Source organism: Prauserella flavalba (assembly GCF_003202235.1).
GTDB classification, from domain to species: Bacteria; Actinomycetota; Actinomycetes; order Mycobacteriales; family Pseudonocardiaceae; genus Prauserella_A; species Prauserella_A flavalba.
Map to the genome: position 1 here is coordinate 192,506 of NZ_MASU01000005.1, position 20,984 is coordinate 213,489.

Below are 20,984 nucleotides of genomic sequence, written 5' to 3' on the forward strand. Positions count from 1 at the left end.
ATGTTTACTAGTCGGTGGTGACGTTAGGGTAGGGCCATGACGGCGGATGGCGAGCACGGCGGGCTGGACTTCTGGTCGTTCGTCGAGCTCGCCAACCGCAGGCTCGCCACCGAGTACGGCTTCAGGCACCAGCTGGCCACCGAGCTGCTGCTGACCCTGAACCGCGCCTCCAACATCGTCACCTACGACCTGGAGGCGTCGGTCCACCGGCCGCGCGGCCGGTCGTGGTCCGGGTTCCGGCTGCTGTTCGTCACGTGGCTGGCCGGGCCGCTGGAGGCCAAGAAGGCCGCCGAGCTGACGGGTATGAGCAGGGCCGCCGTGTCGAACCTGGCCAAGACGCTGGTCGCCGACGGCCTGCTCGCCCGCACGCCCGGCGAGCACGACGGGCGCTCCGTGCTGTTGTCGCTCACCGAGCGCGGCACCGAGGAGATGGTCGAGCTCTTCCGCGAGCAGAACGAGCGCGAGTACGAGTGGGCCAGTGTGCTGACCGAGGCCGAGCAGCGGATTCTCGTCATGCTGCTCGATAAGCTCGTCAGCAACCGCGACCAGTTCGACGTCCGGGGCCGCAACTGACCGCGACTGACCGCAACCGATGCTGCCTCTTGACGCGAGGTAGTAAATGCGTGAACTATATGGGCAGGGCGGTTACTGATTCCTGCCCACGACCGACAGCGAGGAGGCAGTCATGGCGTACTACCGCCAGGTCGGCACCGTGCCCCCGAAACGCCACACCCAGCACCGCACCGACGAGGGCGGCCTCTACTACGAGGAGCTGATGGGCGAGGAGGGCTTCTCGTCGGACTCGTCGCTGCTCTACCACCGCGGCCTGCCCTCGGCGATCGTCGACTCGCAGGTCTGGGAGCTGCCCGACCAGACGACCACGCCGAACCACCCGCTCAAGCCGAGGCACCTGAAGCTGCACGAGCTGTTCCCCAAGGAGGTCTGGGCCGAGACCGACGTGGTCACCGGCCGCAGGCTCATCCTCGGCAACGGTGACGTGCGCATCTCCTACGTGGTGTCCACACAGGACTCCCCGCTCTACCGCAACGCGGTGGGCGACGAGATCGTCTACGTCGAGTCCGGCCAGGCCACGGTGGAGACCGTGTTCGGCACGCTGGAGGCGAAGCCCGGCGACTACGTGATCATCCCGACGTCCACCACGCACCGCTGGCTGCCGCACGGCGAGGGCCCGCTGCGCGCCTACGCGATCGAGGCCAACAGCCACGTCGCGCCGCCGAAGCGCTACCTTTCGCGCTACGGCCAGCTGCTGGAGCACTCGCCGTACTGCGAGCGCGACCTGCACGGCCCCACCGAGCTGGTGCACGGCGAGGGCACCGACGTCGAGGTGCTCGTGAAGCACCGCGCGGGCGGCGCGATCGTGGGCACGCGCATGGTCTACCCGGCGCACCCGTTCGACGTCGTCGGCTGGGACGGCTGCCTGTACCCGTACACGTTCAGCATCCACGACTACGAGCCCATCACCGGGCGCGTGCACCAGCCGCCGCCCGCCCATCAGGTGTTCGAGGGCAACAACTTCGTGGTGTGCAACTTCGTGCCCCGCAAGGTGGACTACCACCCGCTCTCGATCCCGGTGCCGTACTACCACTCCAATGTGGACTCCGACGAGATCATGTTCTACTGCGGCGGGGACTACGAGGCGCGCAAGGGATCCGGCATCGGCCAGGGCTCGATCTCGGTGCACCCCGGCGGCTACGCGCACGGCCCGCAGCCCGGTGCCTACGAGCGCAGCATCGGCGCCGAGTTCTTCGACGAGCTGGCCGTCATGGTGGACACGTTCCGCCCGCTCGAGCTCGGCGAGGGCGCGCTCGCCTGCGAGGACACCAACTACGCCTGGACGTGGGCGGGACGGGGGCCAGGGGGGTCGCAGCAGTGAGCACCGTGCCCGCTTTCGCCAGGGGCCTGTGCGACGACGCGGCGGTGTTCCCGCCCGGGCTCGCCCCGCTGGAGGACGCGGTGCCGGCGCACGTGCGGCACCGGGCCTCCGCCTACGGCGAGCTGGTGGGCCCGCTCGTGCTCGCCGAGCCCGCGCTCGCGAAGCTCGGCCCGCTGCTGCCGCCGGGGGAGCGGATCGAGCTGTCGGTGACGGCACCGGAGGGCCCCGGGCAGATCGCCTCCGCGCTCGGCACGGTGGGCGGGCTGCCTGCCGACGTCGCCGCGTTCGAGGTCGCCGTGCCGCAGGGAATGGGCGTGCCGGAGTTCTTCGCCGCGCTCGAGGCGGCGCGCGCGGACGCCGGGAACGTCACCGTCTACGTCGAGGTGCCCCGCGACGAGCGCCGCGCGGACGTGATCGCGGCGCTCGCGCAGCGCGGGCACCGGGCCAAGTTCCGCACCGGGGGAGTGCGCGCCGAGCTGTACCCCGACGAGACCGAGCTGGCCTCGGCGATCGCGGCCGTCGTCGCGGCGGGCGTGCCGTTCAAGGCCACGGCCGGGCTGCACCACGCGCTGCGCAACACCGACCCGGAGACCGGCTTCGAGCAGCACGGGTTCCTCAACCTGCTGCTCGCGACCGCCGCCGCCCTGCGCGGCGAGGACGAGAGCGCGCTGCGCGCCCTGCTCGCCGAGCGGGACGGCGGTACGGTCGCCGCCGGGGTGCGTGACCTCGGCGAGACCGGGGCCGCCCCGGCGCGGCGGGCCTTCGTGTCCTTCGGCACCTGCAGTATCACCGAGCCGCTCGAAGAGCTCGTGGAGCTGGGCCTGGTCCCCTCCGCGACGGCGAGCGGAGAAGGAGTCAACGCGTGACCAGGATCGACATCCCGGAGGGTTCGCCCTTCGGGCTCGCCAACCTGCCCTACGGCGTGTTCTCGACGCCGGGCACCGCACCCCGCGTGGGCGTGCGCGTGGCCGACTCGGTGGTGGACCTCGCCGCCACGCTGGGCGACGACGTATTCGCCCGGCCCTCGCTCAACGCGTTCATGGCGCAGGGCCGCGCGCGCTGGGAGGAGGTCCGGAGCCGGGTCACCGAGCTGGTGTCCGGCGACGTGCCGGACGACGCCGTGCACCCGGTGGGCGAGGCGACGCTGCACCTGCCTGTCGAGATCGCCGACTACGTCGACTTCTACGCCTCGGAGCATCACGCGTCGAACCTCGGCAGGCTGTTCCGCCCCAACGCGGAGCCGCTGATGCCGAACTGGAAGCACCTGCCGGTCGGCTACCACGGCCGGTCCGGCACCGTCGTGGTCTCGGGCACCGACATCGTGCGGCCGAGCGGGCAGCGCAAGGCGCCGGACGAGGACGCGCCGACGTTCGGCGAGTGCCGCCGCCTCGACATCGAGGCCGAGCTGGGTTTCCTCGTCGGTACGGGCTCCGAGCTGGGCTCGCCCGTGTCGTGCGACGAGTTCGCCGACCGCGTGTTCGGCGCCGTGCTCGTCAACGACTGGTCGGCGCGTGACATCCAGGCCTGGGAGTACGTGCCGCTGGGCCCGTTCCTCGGCAAGAGCTTCGCGACCTCGATCTCGCCGTGGGTGGTGCCGATCCTTGCGCTGGAGGCCGCGCGCGTGCCCACGCCCGTGCAGGACCCGGAGCCGTTGCCGTACCTGCGCGAGAGCGAGCCGTGGGGCCTGGACATCGACCTGTCCGTGGTCTGGAACGGCCAGGAGGTCACGCGCCCGCCGTACCGCGAGATGTACTGGTCGCCCGCGCAGATGCTCGCGCACCTGACCGTCAACGGCGCCAGCAGCCGCACCGGTGACCTCTACGCGTCCGGCACGATCTCGGGCCCCGCCAAGGAGCAGCGCGGCGCGTTCATCGAGCTGACCTGGGGCGGCAAGGAGCCCGTCGAGGTGGCCGGGGAGCAGCGCACCTTCCTGCAGGACGGCGACGAGGTGGTGATCTCGGCCACGGCGCCCGGCGCCGACGGCGGCCGGATCGGCTTCGGCGAGGTCGCCGGCCGGATCCTGCCCGCGAAGGGCTGACCGGACGCGAACGGAGCCTTCCCGGACTCGCGAGTCGTGCACTCCGGCCCGCGAGTCCTGCGCTCCGGACCGCGAGTTGTGCACTCCGGACCGCGAGTTGTGCACTCCGGACCGCGACAGGCATCCTGCGGAGGAAGCGGGCCGATCTCACCGATACCGACGTGGAGCACATGCGCAAGGTGGTCGGCTACATCCACCGGCACCGCGCGCAGCGGCCGTCGGGTGACGTTCGCGACACGCGCTGGCGGTACTCGCTCATGAACAGGGGTCACGACCCGCTCAAGTGAGGGGAGTCCGAGGTGGCGGAGCTCAAGAAGGGCAACCGGGTGCGCTGGGACGCGGGCAATCAGAGCTCGGTCGGCACCGTCGAGCAGAAGATCACCTCGGACACCGAGGCCGGTGGCAGGCACGTCGCGGCGTCGAAGGACAAGCCGCAGTACGTCGTGCGCAGCGAGAAGTCCGGTCGCACGGCTGTGCATCACCCCGACAAGCTGCATCCCGCCGACTGATCACGTCGGGAACGCACGACTCGCGGCCCGGAACGCACGACTCGCGATTATGGCGGGGTTTGTTGCGGTCCTGAAAGGAACGGGCTCCTCGCCGGCTCGTTGATCGGCGCCTGTACCGTGCACGGAGTGCTGAGCGGGAAGGACAAGGGCGCCGAGCGGGTGACCGGGACGACACGTTTTCGCCCTGAGCTACAGGGTTTGCGGGCACTGGCCGCGGCACTCGTCGTCATCTACCACGTCTGGCTCGGCCGGATCTCCGGCGGTGTGGACGTCTTCTTCCTCGTCTCGGGCTTCCTGATCACGGGCCAGCTCTACCGCGCGAGCGTGCGCGGCCGCATCGCCTTCCAGCCGATGTGGGGCCGCATGATCAAGCGGCTCTTCCCCGCGGCGATGACCGTACTGGTGGCCACCGTCGTGCTGGGTTACCTGCTGCTGCCCGAGGGCCGGTGGTTCCAGACCATCCGCGAGGTGGTGGCCGCCGCGCTGTTCGTGGAGAACTGGCAGCTCGCGGCTGACTCCGCGGACTACTTCGCCCAGCACGACCAGGCGAGCGTGGTGCAGCACTTCTGGTCGCTGTCGATCCAGGGCCAGTTCTACGTGGTCTGGCCGCTGCTGGTGGCGCTCGTCGTGTTCGTGGCCCGGCGCGCGGGCTGGAGCCTGCGCCGCTCGCTGGCCGGGGCGCTGGGCATCGTCTTCGTGGTGTCGCTGGCCTACTCGGTGTGGCTCACCGCGGTGGACCAGCCGTTCGCCTACTTCATGTCGCTGACCCGCGTCTGGGAGTTCGCGCTGGGCGGCCTGCTCGCGCTGGTGATCGACGTCATAGTCCTGCCGGGCGCGGTCCGCTGGGTGCTGGGCTGGCTCGGCGTCGTGGGACTCGTGGCCTGTGGTCTGGTCCTCCAGGTCGGCACCGTCTTCCCCGGCTACGCCGCGTTGTGGCCGACGCTCGCCGCCGCGTTCGTGCTCGTGGCAGGCTCCACCGGCAGCCCGGTCGGCGCCGACCGCTTCCTGTCGGCCCGCCCGCTCGCCTACCTCGGCAACCTCAGCTACGCGCTGTACCTGTGGCACTGGCCGATCCTCCTGTTCTACCTCGCCGCCCGTGATCAGGAGGAGGTCGGCCTGCGCGGCGGCGCGCTCGTGATCGGCGTTTCGCTCGTGCTGGCCGCGCTCACCTACCACTTCGTGGAGAACCCGGTGCGGGACGCGGAGTTCGGCACGAACACGCGGTGGGGCGCCTACCGGTTCGGGGCCGCCGCGCTCGTGCCCGTGCTGGTGGCCGCCGGCGGCTGGCAGTTCGTGAGCCAGCAGCGGTCCGCGTTCGCGTTCGTGCCCGACGATCCCGCCTACCCCGGGGCGAGGGCGCTGGCCGGCGGGTCCGCGGCTCCGGCGCCGCAGCAGGCCCCGCTGATGCCGCCGTTCGCGGCGCTGCCCGAGCAGTTCGCGTTCTTCGAGGAACACGAGTGCGACGAATCCGACCGGCACGCCGAGCTGGTCGTGTGCGCGACCGCGACGATGGGCGAGCCGTCGCGCCGGATCGTGGTGGCCGGGGACTCGCACTCACAGCAGTACAACGCCGCGCTGCGGCCCATCGCGCGCGAGCGGAACTGGCAGATCATCTCGATGGGCAAGGGCGGCTGCCCGTTCTCGACCGACTCCGAGGGCGCGCCGGGCGACCTCACGTGCATGGAGTGGAACGCGGCGGTGGCCGACGAGATCATCGCGCTGCGCCCCGACGCCGTCTTCACCATGGGCACGCGGGACGTCCGCGTGGGGCTCACCGAGTGGACCCCGCCCGGCTACGTCGCGCAGTGGCGGCGGGTCGCCGACGCCGGGATCCCCGTGGTGGCGGTGCGCGACAACCCGCGCTACGACTCGTCCCCGTCGGACTGCGTCGAGAAGCGCGGCGCCACCGCACCCGAGTGCAGCATGCCGCGTTCCGAGCTGCTCGCGCCCGACCCGCCGTACGCCGCGCTCACGGACCTGCCGCCGAACGTGCACTTCCTCGACTTCAGCGACTACTTCTGCATGGCGGACGTGTGCCCGCCCGTGATCGGCAACGTGCTGGTCTACCTCGACGACAACCACGTCACCGCCGCCTACATGGAGACGTTGTCGTCCATTCTGGACGAGCAGCTCGTCGCCACGCTCGGCTGGCAGTAACAGCCCCTCCGCGCCCTGCCGTTCCGGCAACGGTGTCCACATTCCGGACACCGTTGCCGGTTTTCTTTTTTCGCGGGCATTGTCGCCAGCAGTGAGCGGCGAACCGAAAAGGTCCCGCCGAATACGTTCACGGCGAAATCAATTCGCCCCGGCGTGGAAAGCGAATGATGACGACGACGACAACGATCGACAGTGCCTTCGCCGGTGAATGGACCGGCTGGCACGAGGCCAGGGAACGGGAACTGCGCGACGACTACGGCTGGCTCAGCCTCACCGGGCTGTACTGGCTCGATGAGCGGGCGCGGACGTTCGAGGGCATCCCCGGCGCGTGGAGCGCCACCCCGAGGGCGGCGCGGGTGACCGCGGCCGGGGACGAGGGCCTGGTGGTGGAGGACCGGCTGCTCGACGGCACCACGCAGCTCAGCGTCCGGGAGGCGGGCTCGGCGCTGTTCGCCACCGCCGGGGACCTGCGGCTGGAGCTGTTGCGCCGGGACGGCCGGTACGGCCTGCGGGTGCGTGACCCGCGGTCGCCCGCGCGGCGCGCGTTCAGCGGCGTCCCGGTGTTCGGCCCCGACCCGGCGTGGGTGGTGGGGGCCCGGTTCGTGCTGTACTCGCCGCCGCACGTGGTGCCGGCCGCCACTGCCCAGCCCGGCCTGCGGCGCAGGCAGGAGATCGTCGGTGAGCTGCGCTTCGACCACGAGGGCACCGAGTACTCGCTCGCGGCGACCGCGGGCAGGGGCAGCGCGCTCACCGTGTCGTTCAGCGACGCCACCAGCGGGTCCGGGACCGCGGCGTGGCGGACCCTGTCGGTGCCGAGGCCCCGGGCGAGCCGTGCCGTGCTCGACTTCAACCGCGCCCAGAACCCGCCGTCGGCGTTCACCCCGTACGCAACGTGCACCCGGCCGCCCGGCGGCAACGTGCTGCCGTTCGCCGTCGAGGCGGGGGAACGGGCGCCTCGCTGATTCTTTCTTTTTTGTTCGGAAAGAAAGAATCACGTTGGGGTGAGAACATTTCCCGTGCTCTGGGAACGGCTGCACACGGCATTCCGGTCGTGTCATCATCGCGACGTATTCCGGGGTCCCGGGGAAAACCGATCGACAGGGGAGCGGAATTCGTATGACCGTGACGACCGCGGAGGTCGACGTCCATCCGGAGCTCGCCTCGCTGCTACCCGCGTGGCGGCTCCACCCAGGTCGTCCACTGTGGATGCCGGGCGAGCTGAGGGACCTGACCGCCACTACGGCCCGCGAGCTGGCCGGCCCGCTGACCGGGCTGTTGCGCTACGTGCCCGAGCGGCGCTGGTGGACGCGGCTGGCGCTGACCCGGGGGGTGGAGCTGTGGCTGCTGTCCTGGCTGCCGGGCCAGCGCACCGAGCCGCACGACCACGGCGGCGCGGCAGGCTCGTTCACCGTGCTGACGGGAACGCTGGACGAGACCTACCGCTATCCGGGCGGCCCGCTGCGGCGGGCGAGCCGGGCCACGGGCGCGGCGGTCGGCTTCGGCGCCGGGCACGCACACCAGGTGCGCAACGCCGCCGACGTCCCGGCGGCGAGCGTGCACGCCTATTCGCCGCCGCTGGTACCCACCCGCCAGTACGCGAGCCTGCACGACATCCCGGCGGAGATCCCGCCACTGCCCGCACTGAACCTGCCGTTCGGGCAGCTGCTGGCCCGCACGGAGGAAGAAGGACCATGAGCATCGAGACGTTCCTCGCCGAGGCGCGGGCGGAGCTGAACCGGGTCGAGCCGCACGAGGCGGCGCGGCTGCAGGCGCGGGGCGCGCTGCTGGCCGACATCCGCCCGCACCACGACCGGCAGGCCGAGGGCGAGATCCCGGGCTCCGTGCCGATCGAGCGGATCGTGCTGGAATGGCGGCTCGATCCCCGCGGCGAGCACCGCATCCCCGGCATCACCGGGGAGACGACCGTGGTCGTGCTGTGCAACGAGGGCTACGCCTCCAGCCTCGCCGCGCGCGACCTGCGGCGGCTCGGCCTGCCCGGCGCCACGGACCTCGTCGGCGGGTTCCGCGCCTGGGCCGCGGCCGGGCTGCCCGTGCGCGAGGGTGCCACGCCCGCCATCACCTGAGTGCTCGCCGGCGGTGCGGCCCTGTCCGAGCCCGTCCGCGGACAGCTCCAGCACCTCAGCTGAACGGAAACACTGCCGCCCCGCACCGGACGGCACTAGCCCCCGGGAGACGTCGTGACCAGAATCCTCGCCCTGTCAGGAAGCCCGTCCCCGGCCTCACGCACGGAGGCCGTCCTCGAGCAGCTCGCCAGGCGGCTGCGAGGCCAGGGGCACCGCGTGGCCGTCGCCGCGGTGCGGGACCTGCCGCCCGGCGCCCTGCTCGCCGGTGACGCCGACCAGCCCGACATCGCCGCCGTCGCGGACGCGATCGCCAGTGCCGACGGGGTGATCGTCGCCTCGCCGGTGTTCAAGGCCTCCTACAGCGGGCTGCTCAAGGTCCTGCTCGATCTGCTGCCGCAGTTCGCGCTCGACGGCAAAGTGGTGCTGCCGCTGGCCACCGGGGGCAGTCCCGCGCACGTGCTCGCGATCGACTACGCGTTCCGGCCCGTCCTGCACTCGATGGGCGCCGAGCACGTGGTGCGGGGGTACTTCCTGCTGGACCGGCTGATCGCCGTGACCGACCACGGCGTGGCGATCGACCCCGAGGCCGAGGCGCCACTGCTGTCCGTTGTGGACGGATTCTCCGAGGCACTGCACCGCCGCACGAGTCTCGCCATCGCATCCTGACAAGCCGCACCTCCCGGAAAGGTCCCCCCATGTCGCTCACCTTCCACTGGTTCCTGCCGACCTACGGCGACAGCCGCTACCTCGTCGGCGGCGGTCATGGCGTGCCGGCGGGCGCGACCGGCACGAGCAGGCCGGCCACGCTCGAGTACCTCGGCCAGATCGCCCGCAGCGCCGAGCAGCTCGGCTTCACCGGCGCGCTCACCCCCACCGGTGCGTGGTGCGAGGACGCGTGGCTGTCCACGGCCATGCTCGCGGGCCTGTCACGCAGGCTGAGGTTCCTCGTGGCGTTCCGGCCGGGGCTCACGTCGCCGACGCTCGCCGCGCAGATGGCGGCGACCTTCCAGCGGCACTCCGGCGGGCGGCTGCTGCTCAACGTCGTCACCGGCGGAGAGAGCCACGAGCAGCGCGCCTACGGCGACTTCCTGGACAAGGACGCCCGCTACGCCCGCACGGGCGAGTTCCTCCGGATCGTGCGCGCCCTCTGGCGCGGGGAAACCGTCGACTTCCACGGCACCCACCTGGAGGTGGAGGACGCGAAGCTGGCGCGCGTGCCGGATCCCGTGCCCGACATCTACTTCGGCGGCTCCTCGCCCGCGGCGGGGGAGGTGGCCGCCGAGCACGCCGACGTGTACCTCACCTGGGGCGAGCCGCCTGCCGCGGTGGCCGAGAAGATCGCCTGGATCCGCAAGCTCGCCGCCGACCGGGGCCGCGAGCCGCGCTTCGGCATCCGGCTGCACGTCATCGCCCGCGACACGGCCGACGCGGCGTGGGCGGAGGCGAACCGCCTGCTCGACGCGCTCGACCCGGCGCTCGTCGAGTCGGTGCAGCGCGGGCTCTCGCGCAGCGAGTCGACCGGGCAGCAGCGCATGCTGGCCCTGCACGGCGGCAAACGCGACGAGCTGGAGATCCACCCGAACCTGTGGGCGGGCGTCGGACTGGTCCGCGGTGGCGCCGGCACGGCGCTCGTCGGCAGCCACGAGCAGGTCGCCGAGCGCATCGAGGAGTACCACGCGCTGGGCATCGACGAGTTCGTGCTGTCCGGGCACCCGCACCTGGAGGAGGCGTACTGGTTCGCCGAGGGCGTGCTGCCGCTCCTGCGTGCCCGCGGCCTGTGGACCCACCCGGACGGAGACGTCACCGACACCGCCGCGGGCATCCCGTTCGCCGGGGCCGCGCGGTGAGCGTCGCCGCCACCGGTGCCGCGACGGAAAGCCGCGGGCACCGCACGGTGCTCGCCTCCAGCATGATCGGCACCACCGTCGAGTGGTACGACTTCTTCCTCTACAGCACGGCGTCGAGCCTCGTGTTCGGCAGGCTGTTCTTCCCGCCGGGCAACGAGCTCGCCGGGACGATGCTGTCGTTCGCGACGTTCTTCGTCGGGTTCCTCGCACGGCCGATCGGCGCCGTGCTGTTCGGCCACATCGGCGACCGCCTTGGCCGCAAGCGCACGCTCGTCACCACGATGCTGATCATGGGCGGGGCGACCGCGCTCGTCGGCGTGCTGCCGACGTACGCGCAGGCCGGTATCGCCGCGCCGATCCTGCTGGTGGTGCTGCGGATCCTGCAGGGGCTCGCGATCGGCGGCGAATGGGCCGGCGCGGTGCTGCTGGCCGTCGAGCACGCCCCCGCGCACCGGCGCGGCTGGTACGGCAGCTGGCCACAGGTGGGCCTCGGCATCGGCCTCGCGCTGGGCACGGGGCTGTTCGCCCTGCTCGGGCAGGCCATGGCCGACGAGCAGTTCCTCACCTACGGCTGGCGCGCCGCGTTCCTGCTGAGCATCGTGCTCGTCGTCATCGGGCTCGTGGTGCGGCTCAAGGTCGAGGAGACACCGGAGTTCGAGCGGATGCGCGCGGAGACGCCGCGCGAGACGGTGCCGTTCGTGGAGCTGTTCCGCGACCGCGCGAGCCGCCGCCACGTGGTGCTCGGCCTGCTGGCCCGCTGGGGCGACGGCGTCGCGTTCAACACCTGGGCGGTCTTCGCGATCACCTACTGCACCACGACGCTGAAGATGGACCGCACGCCCGTGCTGGTCGCCGTCACGGTGGCCGCGCTGCTGATGGCCCTGCTGATCCCGTTCGCGGGCAGGGCGGCCGACCGGTTCGGTCCCCGGCGCACCTACCTCGCGGGGATGGTCTTCTTCGGACTGTCGGTGGTCCCGGCGTTCCTCGGCCTCTCGACGGGGGAGCCGCTGCTCGTGGGGATCGCGCTCGTCCTGGCGCTCGGGGTGGTGTACGCGCTGAGCTACGCCCCGGAGGGCACGTTGTTCGCGCAGCTGTTCCCGACCCGTACCCGCTACACCGGCATGTCCTTCGTGTACCAGTTCTCCGGGATCTACGCGTCGGGGCTCACCCCGATGCTGATCACCGCGCTGTTCGCGCTGGGCGAGGGGTCGCTGTGGTGGGTGTGCGCGTACCTCGTCGCCACCGCGGTGATCAGCACGGTGGCGACCGCCGCCATCCGGCCCCGCGACCTGCACCTCACCGGCGGGCGGTGACGCCTCACGCGCCCTTCGGCTTGGCCCTGACGTGCATCTGCTCGCCCTGCTTGCCGAACAGGCTCAGCAGCTCCACCGGCTCGGGGCGAGCGCTGCCGAACCAGTGCGGCACACGGGTGTCGAACTCGGCCGCCTCGCCGGGCTTCAGCGTGACGTCGTGCTCGCTGAGCACGAGGCGCAGCCGTCCCGACAGCACGTAGAGCCACTCGTAGCCCTCGTGCGTCCTCGGGTCCGGCTCCTCTCCGCGGTGCGGGACGATCAGCTTGAACGCCTGCAGCGGCCCGGGATAGCTGGTCAGTGACAGGGCCGTCATGCCGTTGCGCCTGATCGGCACCGGCCGCACGCGCGGGTCGCCCACGGAGGGCGCGCCGACCAGTTCGTCGAGCGGGACCCGGTAGGCCTGCGTGATCGGCAGGAGCAGCTCCAGGCTCGGCCTGCGCTGCCCGCTCTCCAGGCGGGACAGGGTGCTCGTCGAGATGCCGGTGACCCCGGCCAGTTCGGTGAGGGTGACGCCGCGCTCGGTGCGCAGCCGCCGCAGCCGCGGACCGACCTCGTCGAGGATCCCGCCGTTGTCCATGCCTCCCATCCCAGTTTCGGCAACCGGGTTTGTCAAGCCGGCATGGACGCCGTCACACCTGGGCCGTCGGCCTCACGACGATCTCGTTGACGTCCACCGTGGCCGGCCGATCGATCGCGAACGCGATGGCCCCCGCCACCGCCGACGCCGGGATCGCGTGCGCGCGGTAGGTCCTCATCTCCTCGCGGCCCACCGGGTCGGCGATGCTCTCCGCGAGCTCCGACTCGGTGACGCCCGGCGAGATCACGGTCACCCGGATGCCGGCGCCGACCTCCTGGCGCAGGCCCTCGGAGATGGCCCACACGGCGTACTTCGTGGCGCAGTACACCGCCGCGGTGGGGGAGACCTCGTGGGCGCCGATGGAGGCGACGTTGACGAACTGGCCGTGCCCCTGCCGTCGCATCACCGGCAGCGCGGCGGCGATACCGTGCCGCACCCCGCGCACGTTGACGTCGATCATCCGGTCCCACTCGTGGACCCGGCCCGCCTCCAGCTTCGACAGCGGCATGACGCCCGCGTTGTTGACGAGCACGTCGATCCCGCCGTGCTCGGCGACGGCCGCGTCCACGAACGAGCGCACCGCGGCGGCGTCGGTGACGTCGAGCGCGTGTTCCTGCGCGGTGCCGCCCGCGTCGTGGATTTCCTTGACGAGGGCGCGCAGCCGGTCGGTGCGGCGGGCGCCGAGCACGACGTGGTGTCCCGAGGCGGCGAGCAGCCGGGCGGTCGCCTCGCCGTTGCCACTGCTCGCCCCGGTGACGAGCACGATCTTGCCGTCGTCGGTCATGTGGGGTCCCTTCAGCTTTCGCGGTAGAGCACTCCGGTGATGTGCTCGTGCCCCCACCCTCGGCCGCGCGGCCGGGGACGGGCCAGGACGCCGTGTGCCTGGGTGCGCCACACCCAGGCACGGGCCGGGGGCCGTTCGTAGAGTGGCCGTATGGCTGGTAACGAGCTCGGTGAGTTCCTCCGCGCCCGCCGCGCGCGGCTGCGTCCCGAGGACGTCGGCCTGCGCCACCACGGGCAGCGGCGGGTGGCCGGGCTGCGGCGCGAGGAGATCGCCGTGCTCGCCGGGGTGAGCGCCGACTACTACACGCGGCTGGAGCAGGGCCGGGAGCGCAACCCCTCGGCGCAGGTGCTCGACGCGCTGAGCCGTGCGCTGGACCTCGCCGACGACGCCCGTGAGCACCTCTACCGGCTGGCCGGGGCGGTCCCCGGCACCGGCCGCGCCCGTGGCCGGGACCTCGTCGGCCCGGCGCTGCTGCGGCTCATGGATACGTTCACGGCCTGCCCGGCGTTCGTCGTCGACCGCACGCTCGACGTGCTCGCGGCCAACGCGCTCGCGCAGGCCCTGTTCTCGCCGTTCGAACGGGCGGACAACCTGCTGCGCATGATCTTCGCGGACCCAGCGGGCCGGTCGTTCTACGCGGCGTGGCACCAGGCGGCGGAGGCCGCGGTCGCCAACCTGCGCGTCGCCACGGGCCACGACCCGCACGACCCCCGACTGGCCGGGCTGGTGACTGAGCTGAGCGAGCACAGCGCCGAGTTCCCGGCGCTGTGGGCCGCTCACGACGTGCGCGGCAAGACGCGCGAGGCGAAGGAGCTGCTGCACCCCGAGGTCGGCCCGCTGTCGCTGACCTACCGGGCATTCGGCGTGCGGGACGCGCCCGGTCAGGAGCTGATCGTCTACCAGGCCGAGCCGGGCAGCCCGAGCGAGCAGGCGCTGGCGCTGCTGGGCACCCTCGCCGCGACCCGGCGGGCTAGCGCCGCCGCTGCACCGCGTACCCCGCCCAGAACGCCGCCGCGCTGACCAGCATCAGCCCGCTGAACACCCACAGCACCGGCGTCGGCTCGAACGCCACGAGCATCAGGACGAACAGTGCGAGCGCGAGCACGGTCAGCGCGGCCATGGCGAGCAGCTGCCGCCTCGAGATGTCGGCTCCGGGCATACGGGCCATCCTGCCAGCGCCGGTCCCGCCCGGTACGGACGGGCTCGCCCGCTCAGCCCTGGCGGATGCCGTCGAGCAGCGCGTCCAGGAACGCGTCCGCCAGCTCGTCGGTGCCGACCTCGCCGTCCGGTTCGAACCACAGGTACGTGTAGTTCAGCATTCCGAGGATGCCCTTCACCAGCAGCCGGGGTACCGGCCGCAGCACGCCGTCGGCGACCCCGCGGTCGAGCGCCTGCCGCCAGTACCCCTCGTAACGCTCGCGGGCCGCCACCACGCGGTCGCGGTTCTCCCCCGTGAGCGCGGTGTACTCGCGGAAGAACACGGCCCACTCCGACCGGTGCTCGGCGATGTTGCGCAGCAACCCCTTCGCCATGCCGCGCAGCAGGTCCTCGGTCTCCAGCCCGGAACCCAGCAACGTCTCCGCGTGCGCGTTCATCCGGTCGACCTGCGTCTTGCTGATCTCGTAGAGCAGCGTCTCCTTGCTGCCGATGTAGTGGTAGAGCGCGCCGCGGCCAAGCCCGGCCGCCTTGGACAGCTCCGCGACCCCGGTGCCGTGGTAGCCGTTGCGGGCGAACAGCTCGGCCGCGATGCCCACGATCCGCTCGCGGTTGCCGGCGTAGCTCGTGGTGCTCACGAGGCAGAGCCTAACCGGTGGCCTCGCCGGTGAAGGAGTAGCCGCTCAGCAGCTCGCGCGCGGCGACCAGGTACTGCACGGTGGGCGGTCCCTCCTCCAGCCAGTTGAGGCGCGCGTCGCGGTACAGGCGCTCGACGGGATGCCTGCGGGTGTAGCCGATCCCGCCGTGCACCAGCAGCGCGCGGTCGGTGACCCGGCCCACGGCCTCCAGCCCGAACTGCTTGACCATCGCCGACTCGGCCGGGATCCGCCTGCCCTCGTCCCACTTGCGGGCGGCGTCGGCGAGCATGCCCCGCAGGGCGTAGATGTCGGTGCCCATCTCGGCGAGGTAGCGCTGCACGGCCTGCCGCTGCCCGATCGGCTTGCCGAACGTGACGCGGGAGCGGGCGTGCGCGAGGGACAGCTCCAGCGCGCGCTCGGACGTGCCGAGCGAGCTGGCCGCGATGAACACGCGGCTGATCTCCAGGGCACGCTCCAGGTGCTCCTGGCCCTCGCCCTCGGAGCCGACGAGCGCCGACGCGGGCACGCGCACGTTCTCGAACGTGAGCACCCCGTGCTCGCCGCCCTTGCAGCCCATCGTCTCGGGCAGCGGCTCGATGGTGAACCCGGGGGAGTCCCGCTCCACCAGCAGCGCGGAGACTTCGCCAGTGCCGGTCTTGGCGAAGACGAGGAAGTGGCTCGCGAGGTCGGAGTTGGTGATCAGCCACTTGCGTCCATTGAGGACATAGCCGCCGTCGTCGCGGGCCGCTGTGGTGCCGAGGTCGGCCCCGGTGCCGTGGTCGGGCTCGGTGAGCGCGAACGCCACGGACTTCTCTCCGGTGACCGCGCCGGGCAGGATCGCGGCCTTCTGCGCGTCGTTCCCGATCTCCGACAGCGCGTGGGCGAACGAGTTGTGCACGTGGACGATCACCCGGATGCCGCCCTGGATCTTGGCGAACTCGGCGAGCAGCGGCAGGTACTGGCGGATGGAGAGGCCCTTGCCGCCGTACTCCCTCGGCACCAGCAACCCGAACGCGCCCGCGTCGCGCAGCACGGGAAGCACGATGTCGTACGGGATGCGCTCCTCGTCCTCGATGCGTTGTTCGAGCGGGTCGAGGTCGTCCCAGATCGCGCGGTGGATCTGCTTGGCGAGCCGCTGGTACTCGGGCTCGGGAAGGCCGTCGTGCATGGTGGGCTCCTTTCCGGGGAGACTCAGATGGACCAGCCGCCGTCGGCGGTGAGTACCGATCCGGTGCAGTAGGTGGCGTCCTCGCTGAGGAAGACGGCGGCGCGCGCGATCTCGGGCACGGTGCCGAACCGGCCGAGCACGGTGGCGCGCTCGATGCCGTCGCGGGCCTTGGCGGAGACCTCCGCCGTCATGTCGGTGTCGACGAAACCGGGCGCGAGGACGTTGACGCGCAGGCCGTCCCGTCCGGTCTCCTTCGCCAGCGACCTGGCGAAGCCGATGAGTGCCGCCTTCGCACTGGCGTAGGCGGTGTCGCCGGCGTGACCGATCACGCCGATCACCGACGAGACGATCACGATGCTCGGGTCGCCGCTCGCGCGCAGCGCGGGCAGCGCGGCGCGGGCCAGTGCCGCGACGCCGCCGAGGTTGAGTTCGACGACCCGCCACCACGCGAGCGGGTCCATCGTGGACAGTTTCCCGCCGTTCCACGTGCCCGCGTTGAGGATCAGGGCGTCGAGGGTCCCGAACTGTTCGAGGACGGTGCCGACGACGGTGGTCGCCGTGGCGGCGTCGGCGAGGTCGTAGTGCACGGGCAGGACGCGGTCGGGGGCGTCGGCGCGCAGCTTCTCGGCGGCCTCGCGGTTGCCGCGGTAGCCGCACGCCACCTGCCGGCCCCGCGCCACCAGTTCCCTGGTGATGCCGGCGCCGATGCCCCGGGACCCTCCGGTGACGAGCACCGTCCGGGCAGCCGTTTCGGTCATGACCGGCACTGTACCGATCGATCCACTGAAACGCATCTGTGCTCTGTATCTCCCGATCTTTGGCCGTGGACTGATCGGTACAAGGAGGCTTGATTGGCCGGGTTTCACGTGCTAAAACGGGGGGCCAGTGCACCCCGCCACCGCTGTCGTTGGGAGAGCCCCGTGGACACACAACGCACTGCCGCGCCATCGCGCGTACACCCCGCCAAGGTCGCGTTCGCCAGCTTCATCGGCACGGCCATCGAGTGGTACGACTTCTTCCTCTTCGGCACGGCGGCGACGCTCGTGTTCAACGAGCAGTTCTTTCCCACGCTGAGCCCCGCGGCGGGCACGCTCGCCGCGTTCGCGACCTTCGGGGTCGCGTTCCTCGCGCGTCCGCTCGGTGGCGTCGTCTTCGGCCACTTCGGCGACCGCCTCGGCCGCAAGAGGATGCTCGTCCTGTCACTGATGCTGATGGGTGCCGGCACCGTCGCGATCGGACTGTTGCCCACCTACGCCCAGATCGGGCTCGCGGCGCCCGCGCTGCTCGTGGTCTTCCGCTTCGTGCAGGGCATCGCGGTCGGCGGCGAATGGGGCGGCGCCGTGCTCATGGCCGTCGAGCACGCGCCACCCCGGCGCCGGGCGTTCTACGGCAGCTGGCCACAGGCCGGGGTGCCCGCCGGGCTGGTGCTGTCGGCCTCGGCGTTCTTCGCGATCGAGCAGCTGCCCGACGAGCAGGTGACGGCGTGGGCGTGGCGGCTGCCGTTCCTCGCGAGCATCCTGCTGGTGCTGCTCGGCCTGTACGTGCGCCTGCAGGTGCTCGAGTCGCCGGACTTCGAACGGGTGCAGGAGTCGCGCTCGGCGTTCCCCCTCGGGGAGGTGCTGCGCACGAGCCGCAAACCACTGCTGATCGGGCTCTGCACGCAGGCGGCCGCGAACATCCCCTTCTACCTCGTCACCGTGTTCGTGCTGTCCTACGGCCCCTCGGAACTCGGCGTCTCGCGCGACACCATTCTCCTGTGCCTCATGGCGGCGTGCGTGCTCGACATTCTGTCGGTGCCGTTGGTGGCGACGTTCGCCGACCGGGTCGGCAGGCGCACGGTACTGCTGGCCGGGGCGGCCTACATGGGGGCGATCGCGTTCCCGTTCTTCTGGCTGTTCGACACGGGGTCGCCGTGGCTCATCCTCCTCGGCATGATCCTCGTGGTCACCGTCGGCCACGCCGTCACCTACGCCGCGATCGCCGGGTTCCTCGCCGAGCTGTTCCCCGCGCGGGTGCGCTACACCGGCGCGTCGGTGGCCTACCAGGTCGGCGGGATGGTCACCAGCGGGCCCGCGCCGTTCGCCGCCGGTGCCCTGTTCGCCGCCGTCGGCGGCTCCTGGGTGCTGGCCGGCTACATCGTCGTCGCGTGCGCCGTGACCTTCGGCGCGCTGCTCACCGCCGACCGAGACTCCGGGAGTGACCGATGACCACGAGCGTCTGGGACGAGATCGAGGCCGGCCTGTCCACCGCGCCGGACCGGCTGAACACCGCGCAGGAGGCGTGCGGGCGCTACACGGCGGAGCGGGGCAGGCTGGCCCTGGTGGTCCGGCACGCCGACGGGCCGGGCGAGCGCTGGACGTACCGCGAGCTGTACCGGGCCGCGGCGCGGACGGCGCGGGCGTTCGCGCGGGCGGGCCTGCGTCCCGGCGACCGCGTCGCGGGCCTGCTGTCGCGGCAGGTCGAGAGCCTCGTCGTGGCGCTCGCGGCGTGGCGCAGCGGGCTCGTGTACGTGCCGCTGTTCTGCGGCTTCGGCACCGACGCGCTGGTCTTCCGCCTGCGGTCGTCACGGGCCGGACTGATCGTCTGCGACCACCGGTGGCGGGAACCGCTCGACGCCGCACTGTCCACTCTGGATGGCGAACCCGGGGTGATGGTGGTGACCGGCCCGAAGGGCACGGGCGTGCGGCGCGGTGACTACAGCTTCTGGGCCGAGGTCGAGCGCAGCGCCCCCGACGGCCCCGAGGTGCCCACCTCGGCGACCGACCCGGCGACGCTGCTGTTCACGAGCGGTACTACCGGCGATCCGAAGTCGTGCGTCATGCCGCACGGGGCGCTGCTGTCGGTGCTGCCGTTCGCGCGGCACTCACTGGGCGTGGGGCCGGGCGATCTGGTGTTCACCACCGCGGATCCGGGCTGGGCCTACGGGCTCTACTCGACGGGGGTGGCGCCGATGGCGCTCGGGGTGCCGAGGGTGGTCTACAGCGGCGACTATGACGCGGCGGCGTGGCTGCGGGTGATGGGGGAGGAGGGCGTCACGTGCGTCGCGGCGGCGCCGAGCGCGTACCGCAAGCTGCTGCCCGCGCTGCGGCGGTACGGAGTGCCGGGGGAGCTCTCCGCCGCCGCGGCGGCAGGCGAGCCGCTCGACGCCGACACGGCCGCGCGGTGGGCCGGCAGCGGGGCGCCGCCGATCCGCGACGGGTACGGGCTCAGCGAGGTCGGCATGGTGCTCGCCGATCTCGCGGACGGTGCCAAGCCCGAGCCCGGCACGCTCGGTGGCCCGGTCCCCGGCTTCGCCGTGCGGCTGGTGGACCGTGACGGCGAGCCGGTGGCGGAGGGCGAGAGCGGGCTCATCGCCGTCGAGCGGCCGAGGTACCAGCTCAGCTCGGGGTACGAGAACCGGCCCGAGGCGTGGGAGGCACGCTGGCAGGGGGACCTGTTCGTGACGGAGGACCGGGCGCAGGTGAGGCCCGATGGCCGATGGGTGTTCCTGGGCCGGGAGGACGACATGATCGTCACGTCCGGGTACAACGTGAGCCCGGTGGAGGTGGAGCGGGTGCTCAACGAGCTTCCCGGCGTGGCCGAGGCGGCGGCCGTGGCCACGCCGGGGCCGAGCGGGGGGACGGTGGTACGCGCGGTCGTCGTGAGGGCTCCGTCCGCACCGCCCCCGGCGGAGCTGGAACAGCGGATCCGCGCGGAGGTCACCTCCCGCATCGGTGCCCACGCCTCGCCCCGCGTGATCGATTACGCCGATGCCCTGCCGCGCAACGAGGTCGGCAAGCTCCAGCGCGCCCGCCTCCGCTGACGCCGCCCCGCGAGTCGTGCGCTCAGGACCGCGAGTCGTGCGTTCAGGACGGCGAGTCGTGCGTTCGGAGCGCAGCGATTCGCGCACCGGAGTGGGGAACTGGCGTGCCGGAGCGGGGGACTCGCGACCCGGAACGCAAGACTCGGCGTCCTGAGTGCACGACTCGCGCGCGGGAGTGCACGACTCGCGCCCCGGAGTGCACGACTCGCGGGGTTACGTGCCCGAGAACTTCGGCTTGCGCTTGGCGCGGAAGGCGGCGACGCCCTCGGCGAAGTCGTTGGTGTGGAACAGGATTCCCTGGCCCTCGCGTTCGGCTTCCAATGCCTGGGGGAGCCGGTCGAGCACGGTGGCGTTGAACGCGCGCTTGGTCTGCGCGTACGCCGTCGTGGGGCCCTGGGCCAGCTGCGTGGTGAGGCGCTCCACCTCGGCGTCGAACTCCTCGTCCGGCACCGCGAACGCGATCAGCCCCCAGTCCACGGCCTGGGGTGCCGGGATCCGCTCGGCGAGCATCGCCATCCGCGTCGCCCGCGCACGCCCGATCGCCGCGGCCAGCAGCGCCGTCGCCCCGCCGTCCGGCATCAGGCCGGCGTTGGCGAACGCCAGCAGGAAGTACGCCGACTCGCGCGCCACCACGATGTCCGCGGCCAGCGCGAAGGAGCAGCCGACCCCGGCCGCCGGACCGTTCACCGCCGCCAGCACCGGCTTCGGCGCGTGCCGCAGCGCCGTGGTCAGCCGGTTGGCGGCGTCGATCGTCTCCGTGCCGGGGGGAGCGGCGTCGCCCGCCTCGCCGCTGCCGGAACCGGAGAGGTCGGCGCCCGCGCTGAACGCCCGCCCCGCGCCGGTCAGCACGATCACGCGCACCGAGGAGTCCCGCGCCGCGCCCTCCACGGCCTCGGCGGCACGGGTCAGCATGTCCGCCGTGAACGCGTTGAGGCTCGCGGGGCGGTTGAAGGTGATGTGCAGGACGGCGTCGGTCTGCTCGACGAGAACGTCGGTCATGGTTCCCTTTCCGTAGGTG

General features: G+C 72.1%; 22 protein-coding genes and 1 pseudogene. 16 read left to right on the forward strand and 7 right to left on the reverse strand.

The genetic code is table 11. The annotated features are described in order from the left end of the window. Positions 1 to 36 precede the first annotated feature (36 nt). The 13 genes and pseudogenes from BA062_RS08235 to BA062_RS08295 all read left to right on the forward strand — a co-directional run bounded on the left by BA062_RS08235 (position 37) and on the right by BA062_RS08295 (position 11,842). Entirely contained in the window at positions 37 to 573 is a 537-nt protein-coding gene (locus BA062_RS08235; protein ID WP_110335473.1) for a MarR family winged helix-turn-helix transcriptional regulator, read from the forward strand. A 112-nt stretch (positions 574 to 685) separates the two neighbouring features. Beyond that, entirely contained in the window at positions 686 to 1,894 is a 1,209-nt protein-coding gene (locus tag BA062_RS08240) for a homogentisate 1,2-dioxygenase (RefSeq protein WP_110335474.1), read from the forward strand. Continuing rightward, positions 1,891 to 2,760, forward strand: a complete 870-nt coding sequence (locus tag BA062_RS08245) for a hypothetical protein (protein ID WP_110335475.1) — start codon at positions 1,891 to 1,893, stop codon at positions 2,758 to 2,760. Before BA062_RS08240 ends, BA062_RS08245 begins: the two co-directional genes overlap by 4 nt. Then, positions 2,757 to 3,932, forward strand: coding sequence for a fumarylacetoacetase (gene fahA / locus BA062_RS08250; protein ID WP_110335476.1), 1,176 nt, complete (start codon positions 2,757 to 2,759; stop codon positions 3,930 to 3,932). Before BA062_RS08245 ends, fahA begins: the two co-directional genes overlap by 4 nt. A gap of 125 nt (positions 3,933 to 4,057) precedes the next feature. Next, positions 4,058 to 4,219 (forward strand): annotated as a pseudogene (locus BA062_RS40465) (DUF3140 domain-containing protein); the annotation flags it as partial. A gap of 12 nt (positions 4,220 to 4,231) precedes the next feature. Further along, complete coding sequence (locus BA062_RS08260; protein WP_110335478.1) at positions 4,232 to 4,441, forward strand: hypervirulence associated TUDOR domain-containing protein; 210 nt, start codon at positions 4,232 to 4,234, stop codon at positions 4,439 to 4,441. A gap of 126 nt (positions 4,442 to 4,567) precedes the next feature. Next, positions 4,568 to 6,598 (forward strand): acyltransferase family protein, encoded by a 2,031-nt coding sequence (locus BA062_RS08265; RefSeq protein WP_245959730.1) that lies wholly within the window; start codon positions 4,568 to 4,570, stop codon positions 6,596 to 6,598. Positions 6,599 to 6,765: 167 nt separating this feature from the next. Then, on the forward strand, positions 6,766 to 7,560 hold the full coding sequence (locus BA062_RS08270) for a DUF1684 domain-containing protein (protein ID WP_146240013.1): 795 nt from the start codon (positions 6,766 to 6,768) through the stop codon (positions 7,558 to 7,560). Between the two features lie 154 nt (positions 7,561 to 7,714). Beyond that, complete coding sequence (locus tag BA062_RS08275) at positions 7,715 to 8,293, forward strand: cysteine dioxygenase (RefSeq protein ID WP_110335480.1); 579 nt, start codon at positions 7,715 to 7,717, stop codon at positions 8,291 to 8,293. Then, positions 8,290 to 8,682, forward strand: coding sequence for a rhodanese-like domain-containing protein (locus BA062_RS08280; protein ID WP_110335481.1), 393 nt, complete (start codon positions 8,290 to 8,292; stop codon positions 8,680 to 8,682). Before BA062_RS08275 ends, BA062_RS08280 begins: the two co-directional genes overlap by 4 nt. 114 nt (positions 8,683 to 8,796) lie before the next feature. Next, on the forward strand, positions 8,797 to 9,348 hold the full coding sequence (ssuE, locus tag BA062_RS08285; protein ID WP_110335482.1) for an NADPH-dependent FMN reductase: 552 nt from the start codon (positions 8,797 to 8,799) through the stop codon (positions 9,346 to 9,348). 29 nt (positions 9,349 to 9,377) lie between these two features. Then, positions 9,378 to 10,529: an LLM class flavin-dependent oxidoreductase gene (locus tag BA062_RS08290; protein WP_110335483.1), complete on the forward strand. Its 1,152-nt coding sequence runs from the start codon at positions 9,378 to 9,380 to the stop codon at positions 10,527 to 10,529. Next, positions 10,526 to 11,842, forward strand: coding sequence for an MFS transporter (locus BA062_RS08295; RefSeq protein WP_245959731.1), 1,317 nt, complete (start codon positions 10,526 to 10,528; stop codon positions 11,840 to 11,842). Before BA062_RS08290 ends, BA062_RS08295 begins: the two co-directional genes overlap by 4 nt. Before the next feature lie 4 nt (positions 11,843 to 11,846). Here BA062_RS08295 and BA062_RS08300 read toward each other — a convergent pair whose 3' ends face one another. Next, the gene (locus BA062_RS08300; protein WP_110337097.1) at positions 11,847 to 12,419 is read right to left on the reverse strand and encodes a helix-turn-helix domain-containing protein; all 573 of its coding nucleotides are present in this window, start codon (positions 12,417 to 12,419) and stop codon (positions 11,847 to 11,849) included. Positions 12,420 to 12,471: 52 nt separating this feature from the next. Then, entirely contained in the window at positions 12,472 to 13,203 is a 732-nt protein-coding gene (locus BA062_RS08305; protein WP_110335484.1) for an SDR family oxidoreductase, read from the reverse strand. 150 nt (positions 13,204 to 13,353) lie between these two features. Here BA062_RS08305 and BA062_RS08310 point away from each other — a divergent pair, with 150 nt between their 5' ends. Beyond that, positions 13,354 to 14,223, forward strand: coding sequence for a helix-turn-helix transcriptional regulator (locus BA062_RS08310; RefSeq protein WP_110335485.1), 870 nt, complete (start codon positions 13,354 to 13,356; stop codon positions 14,221 to 14,223). Here BA062_RS08310 and BA062_RS08315 read toward each other — a convergent pair. Genes BA062_RS08315 through BA062_RS08330 form a run of 4 tightly spaced genes read right to left on the reverse strand, consistent with a single transcriptional unit; the run spans position 14,174 to position 16,922 of the window. Further along, the gene (locus BA062_RS08315; protein WP_245959732.1) at positions 14,174 to 14,362 is read right to left on the reverse strand and encodes a twin-arginine translocation signal domain-containing protein; all 189 of its coding nucleotides are present in this window, start codon (positions 14,360 to 14,362) and stop codon (positions 14,174 to 14,176) included. The two genes, BA062_RS08310 and BA062_RS08315, sit on opposite strands and share 50 nt — an antisense overlap. Before the next feature lie 52 nt (positions 14,363 to 14,414). After that, positions 14,415 to 14,996 carry a TetR/AcrR family transcriptional regulator gene (locus tag BA062_RS08320; RefSeq protein WP_110335487.1) on the reverse strand — a complete coding sequence of 194 codons (582 nt, stop codon included), beginning with the start codon at positions 14,994 to 14,996 and terminating at the stop codon, positions 14,415 to 14,417. A 10-nt stretch (positions 14,997 to 15,006) separates the two neighbouring features. Next, the gene (locus BA062_RS08325) at positions 15,007 to 16,164 is read right to left on the reverse strand and encodes an acyl-CoA dehydrogenase family protein (RefSeq protein WP_110335488.1); all 1,158 of its coding nucleotides are present in this window, start codon (positions 16,162 to 16,164) and stop codon (positions 15,007 to 15,009) included. 23 nt (positions 16,165 to 16,187) lie between these two features. Continuing rightward, positions 16,188 to 16,922, reverse strand: coding sequence for an SDR family NAD(P)-dependent oxidoreductase (locus BA062_RS08330; protein ID WP_110337099.1), 735 nt, complete (start codon positions 16,920 to 16,922; stop codon positions 16,188 to 16,190). Positions 16,923 to 17,084: 162 nt separating this feature from the next. Between BA062_RS08330 and BA062_RS08335 the strand changes: the two genes are divergently transcribed. Continuing rightward, the gene (locus tag BA062_RS08335) at positions 17,085 to 18,371 is read left to right on the forward strand and encodes an MFS transporter (RefSeq protein WP_110335489.1); all 1,287 of its coding nucleotides are present in this window, start codon (positions 17,085 to 17,087) and stop codon (positions 18,369 to 18,371) included. Beyond that, positions 18,368 to 19,966 (forward strand): AMP-binding protein, encoded by a 1,599-nt coding sequence (locus tag BA062_RS08340; RefSeq protein ID WP_110335490.1) that lies wholly within the window; start codon positions 18,368 to 18,370, stop codon positions 19,964 to 19,966. The genes BA062_RS08335 and BA062_RS08340 overlap by 4 nt, the downstream gene beginning before the upstream one ends. A gap of 213 nt (positions 19,967 to 20,179) precedes the next feature. Here BA062_RS08340 and BA062_RS08345 read toward each other — a convergent pair whose 3' ends face one another. Then, a complete protein-coding gene (locus BA062_RS08345) occupies positions 20,180 to 20,965 on the reverse strand; it encodes an enoyl-CoA hydratase (protein ID WP_110335491.1) in 786 nt (261 codons plus the stop codon). Between the last annotated feature and the right edge of the window lie 19 nt (positions 20,966 to 20,984).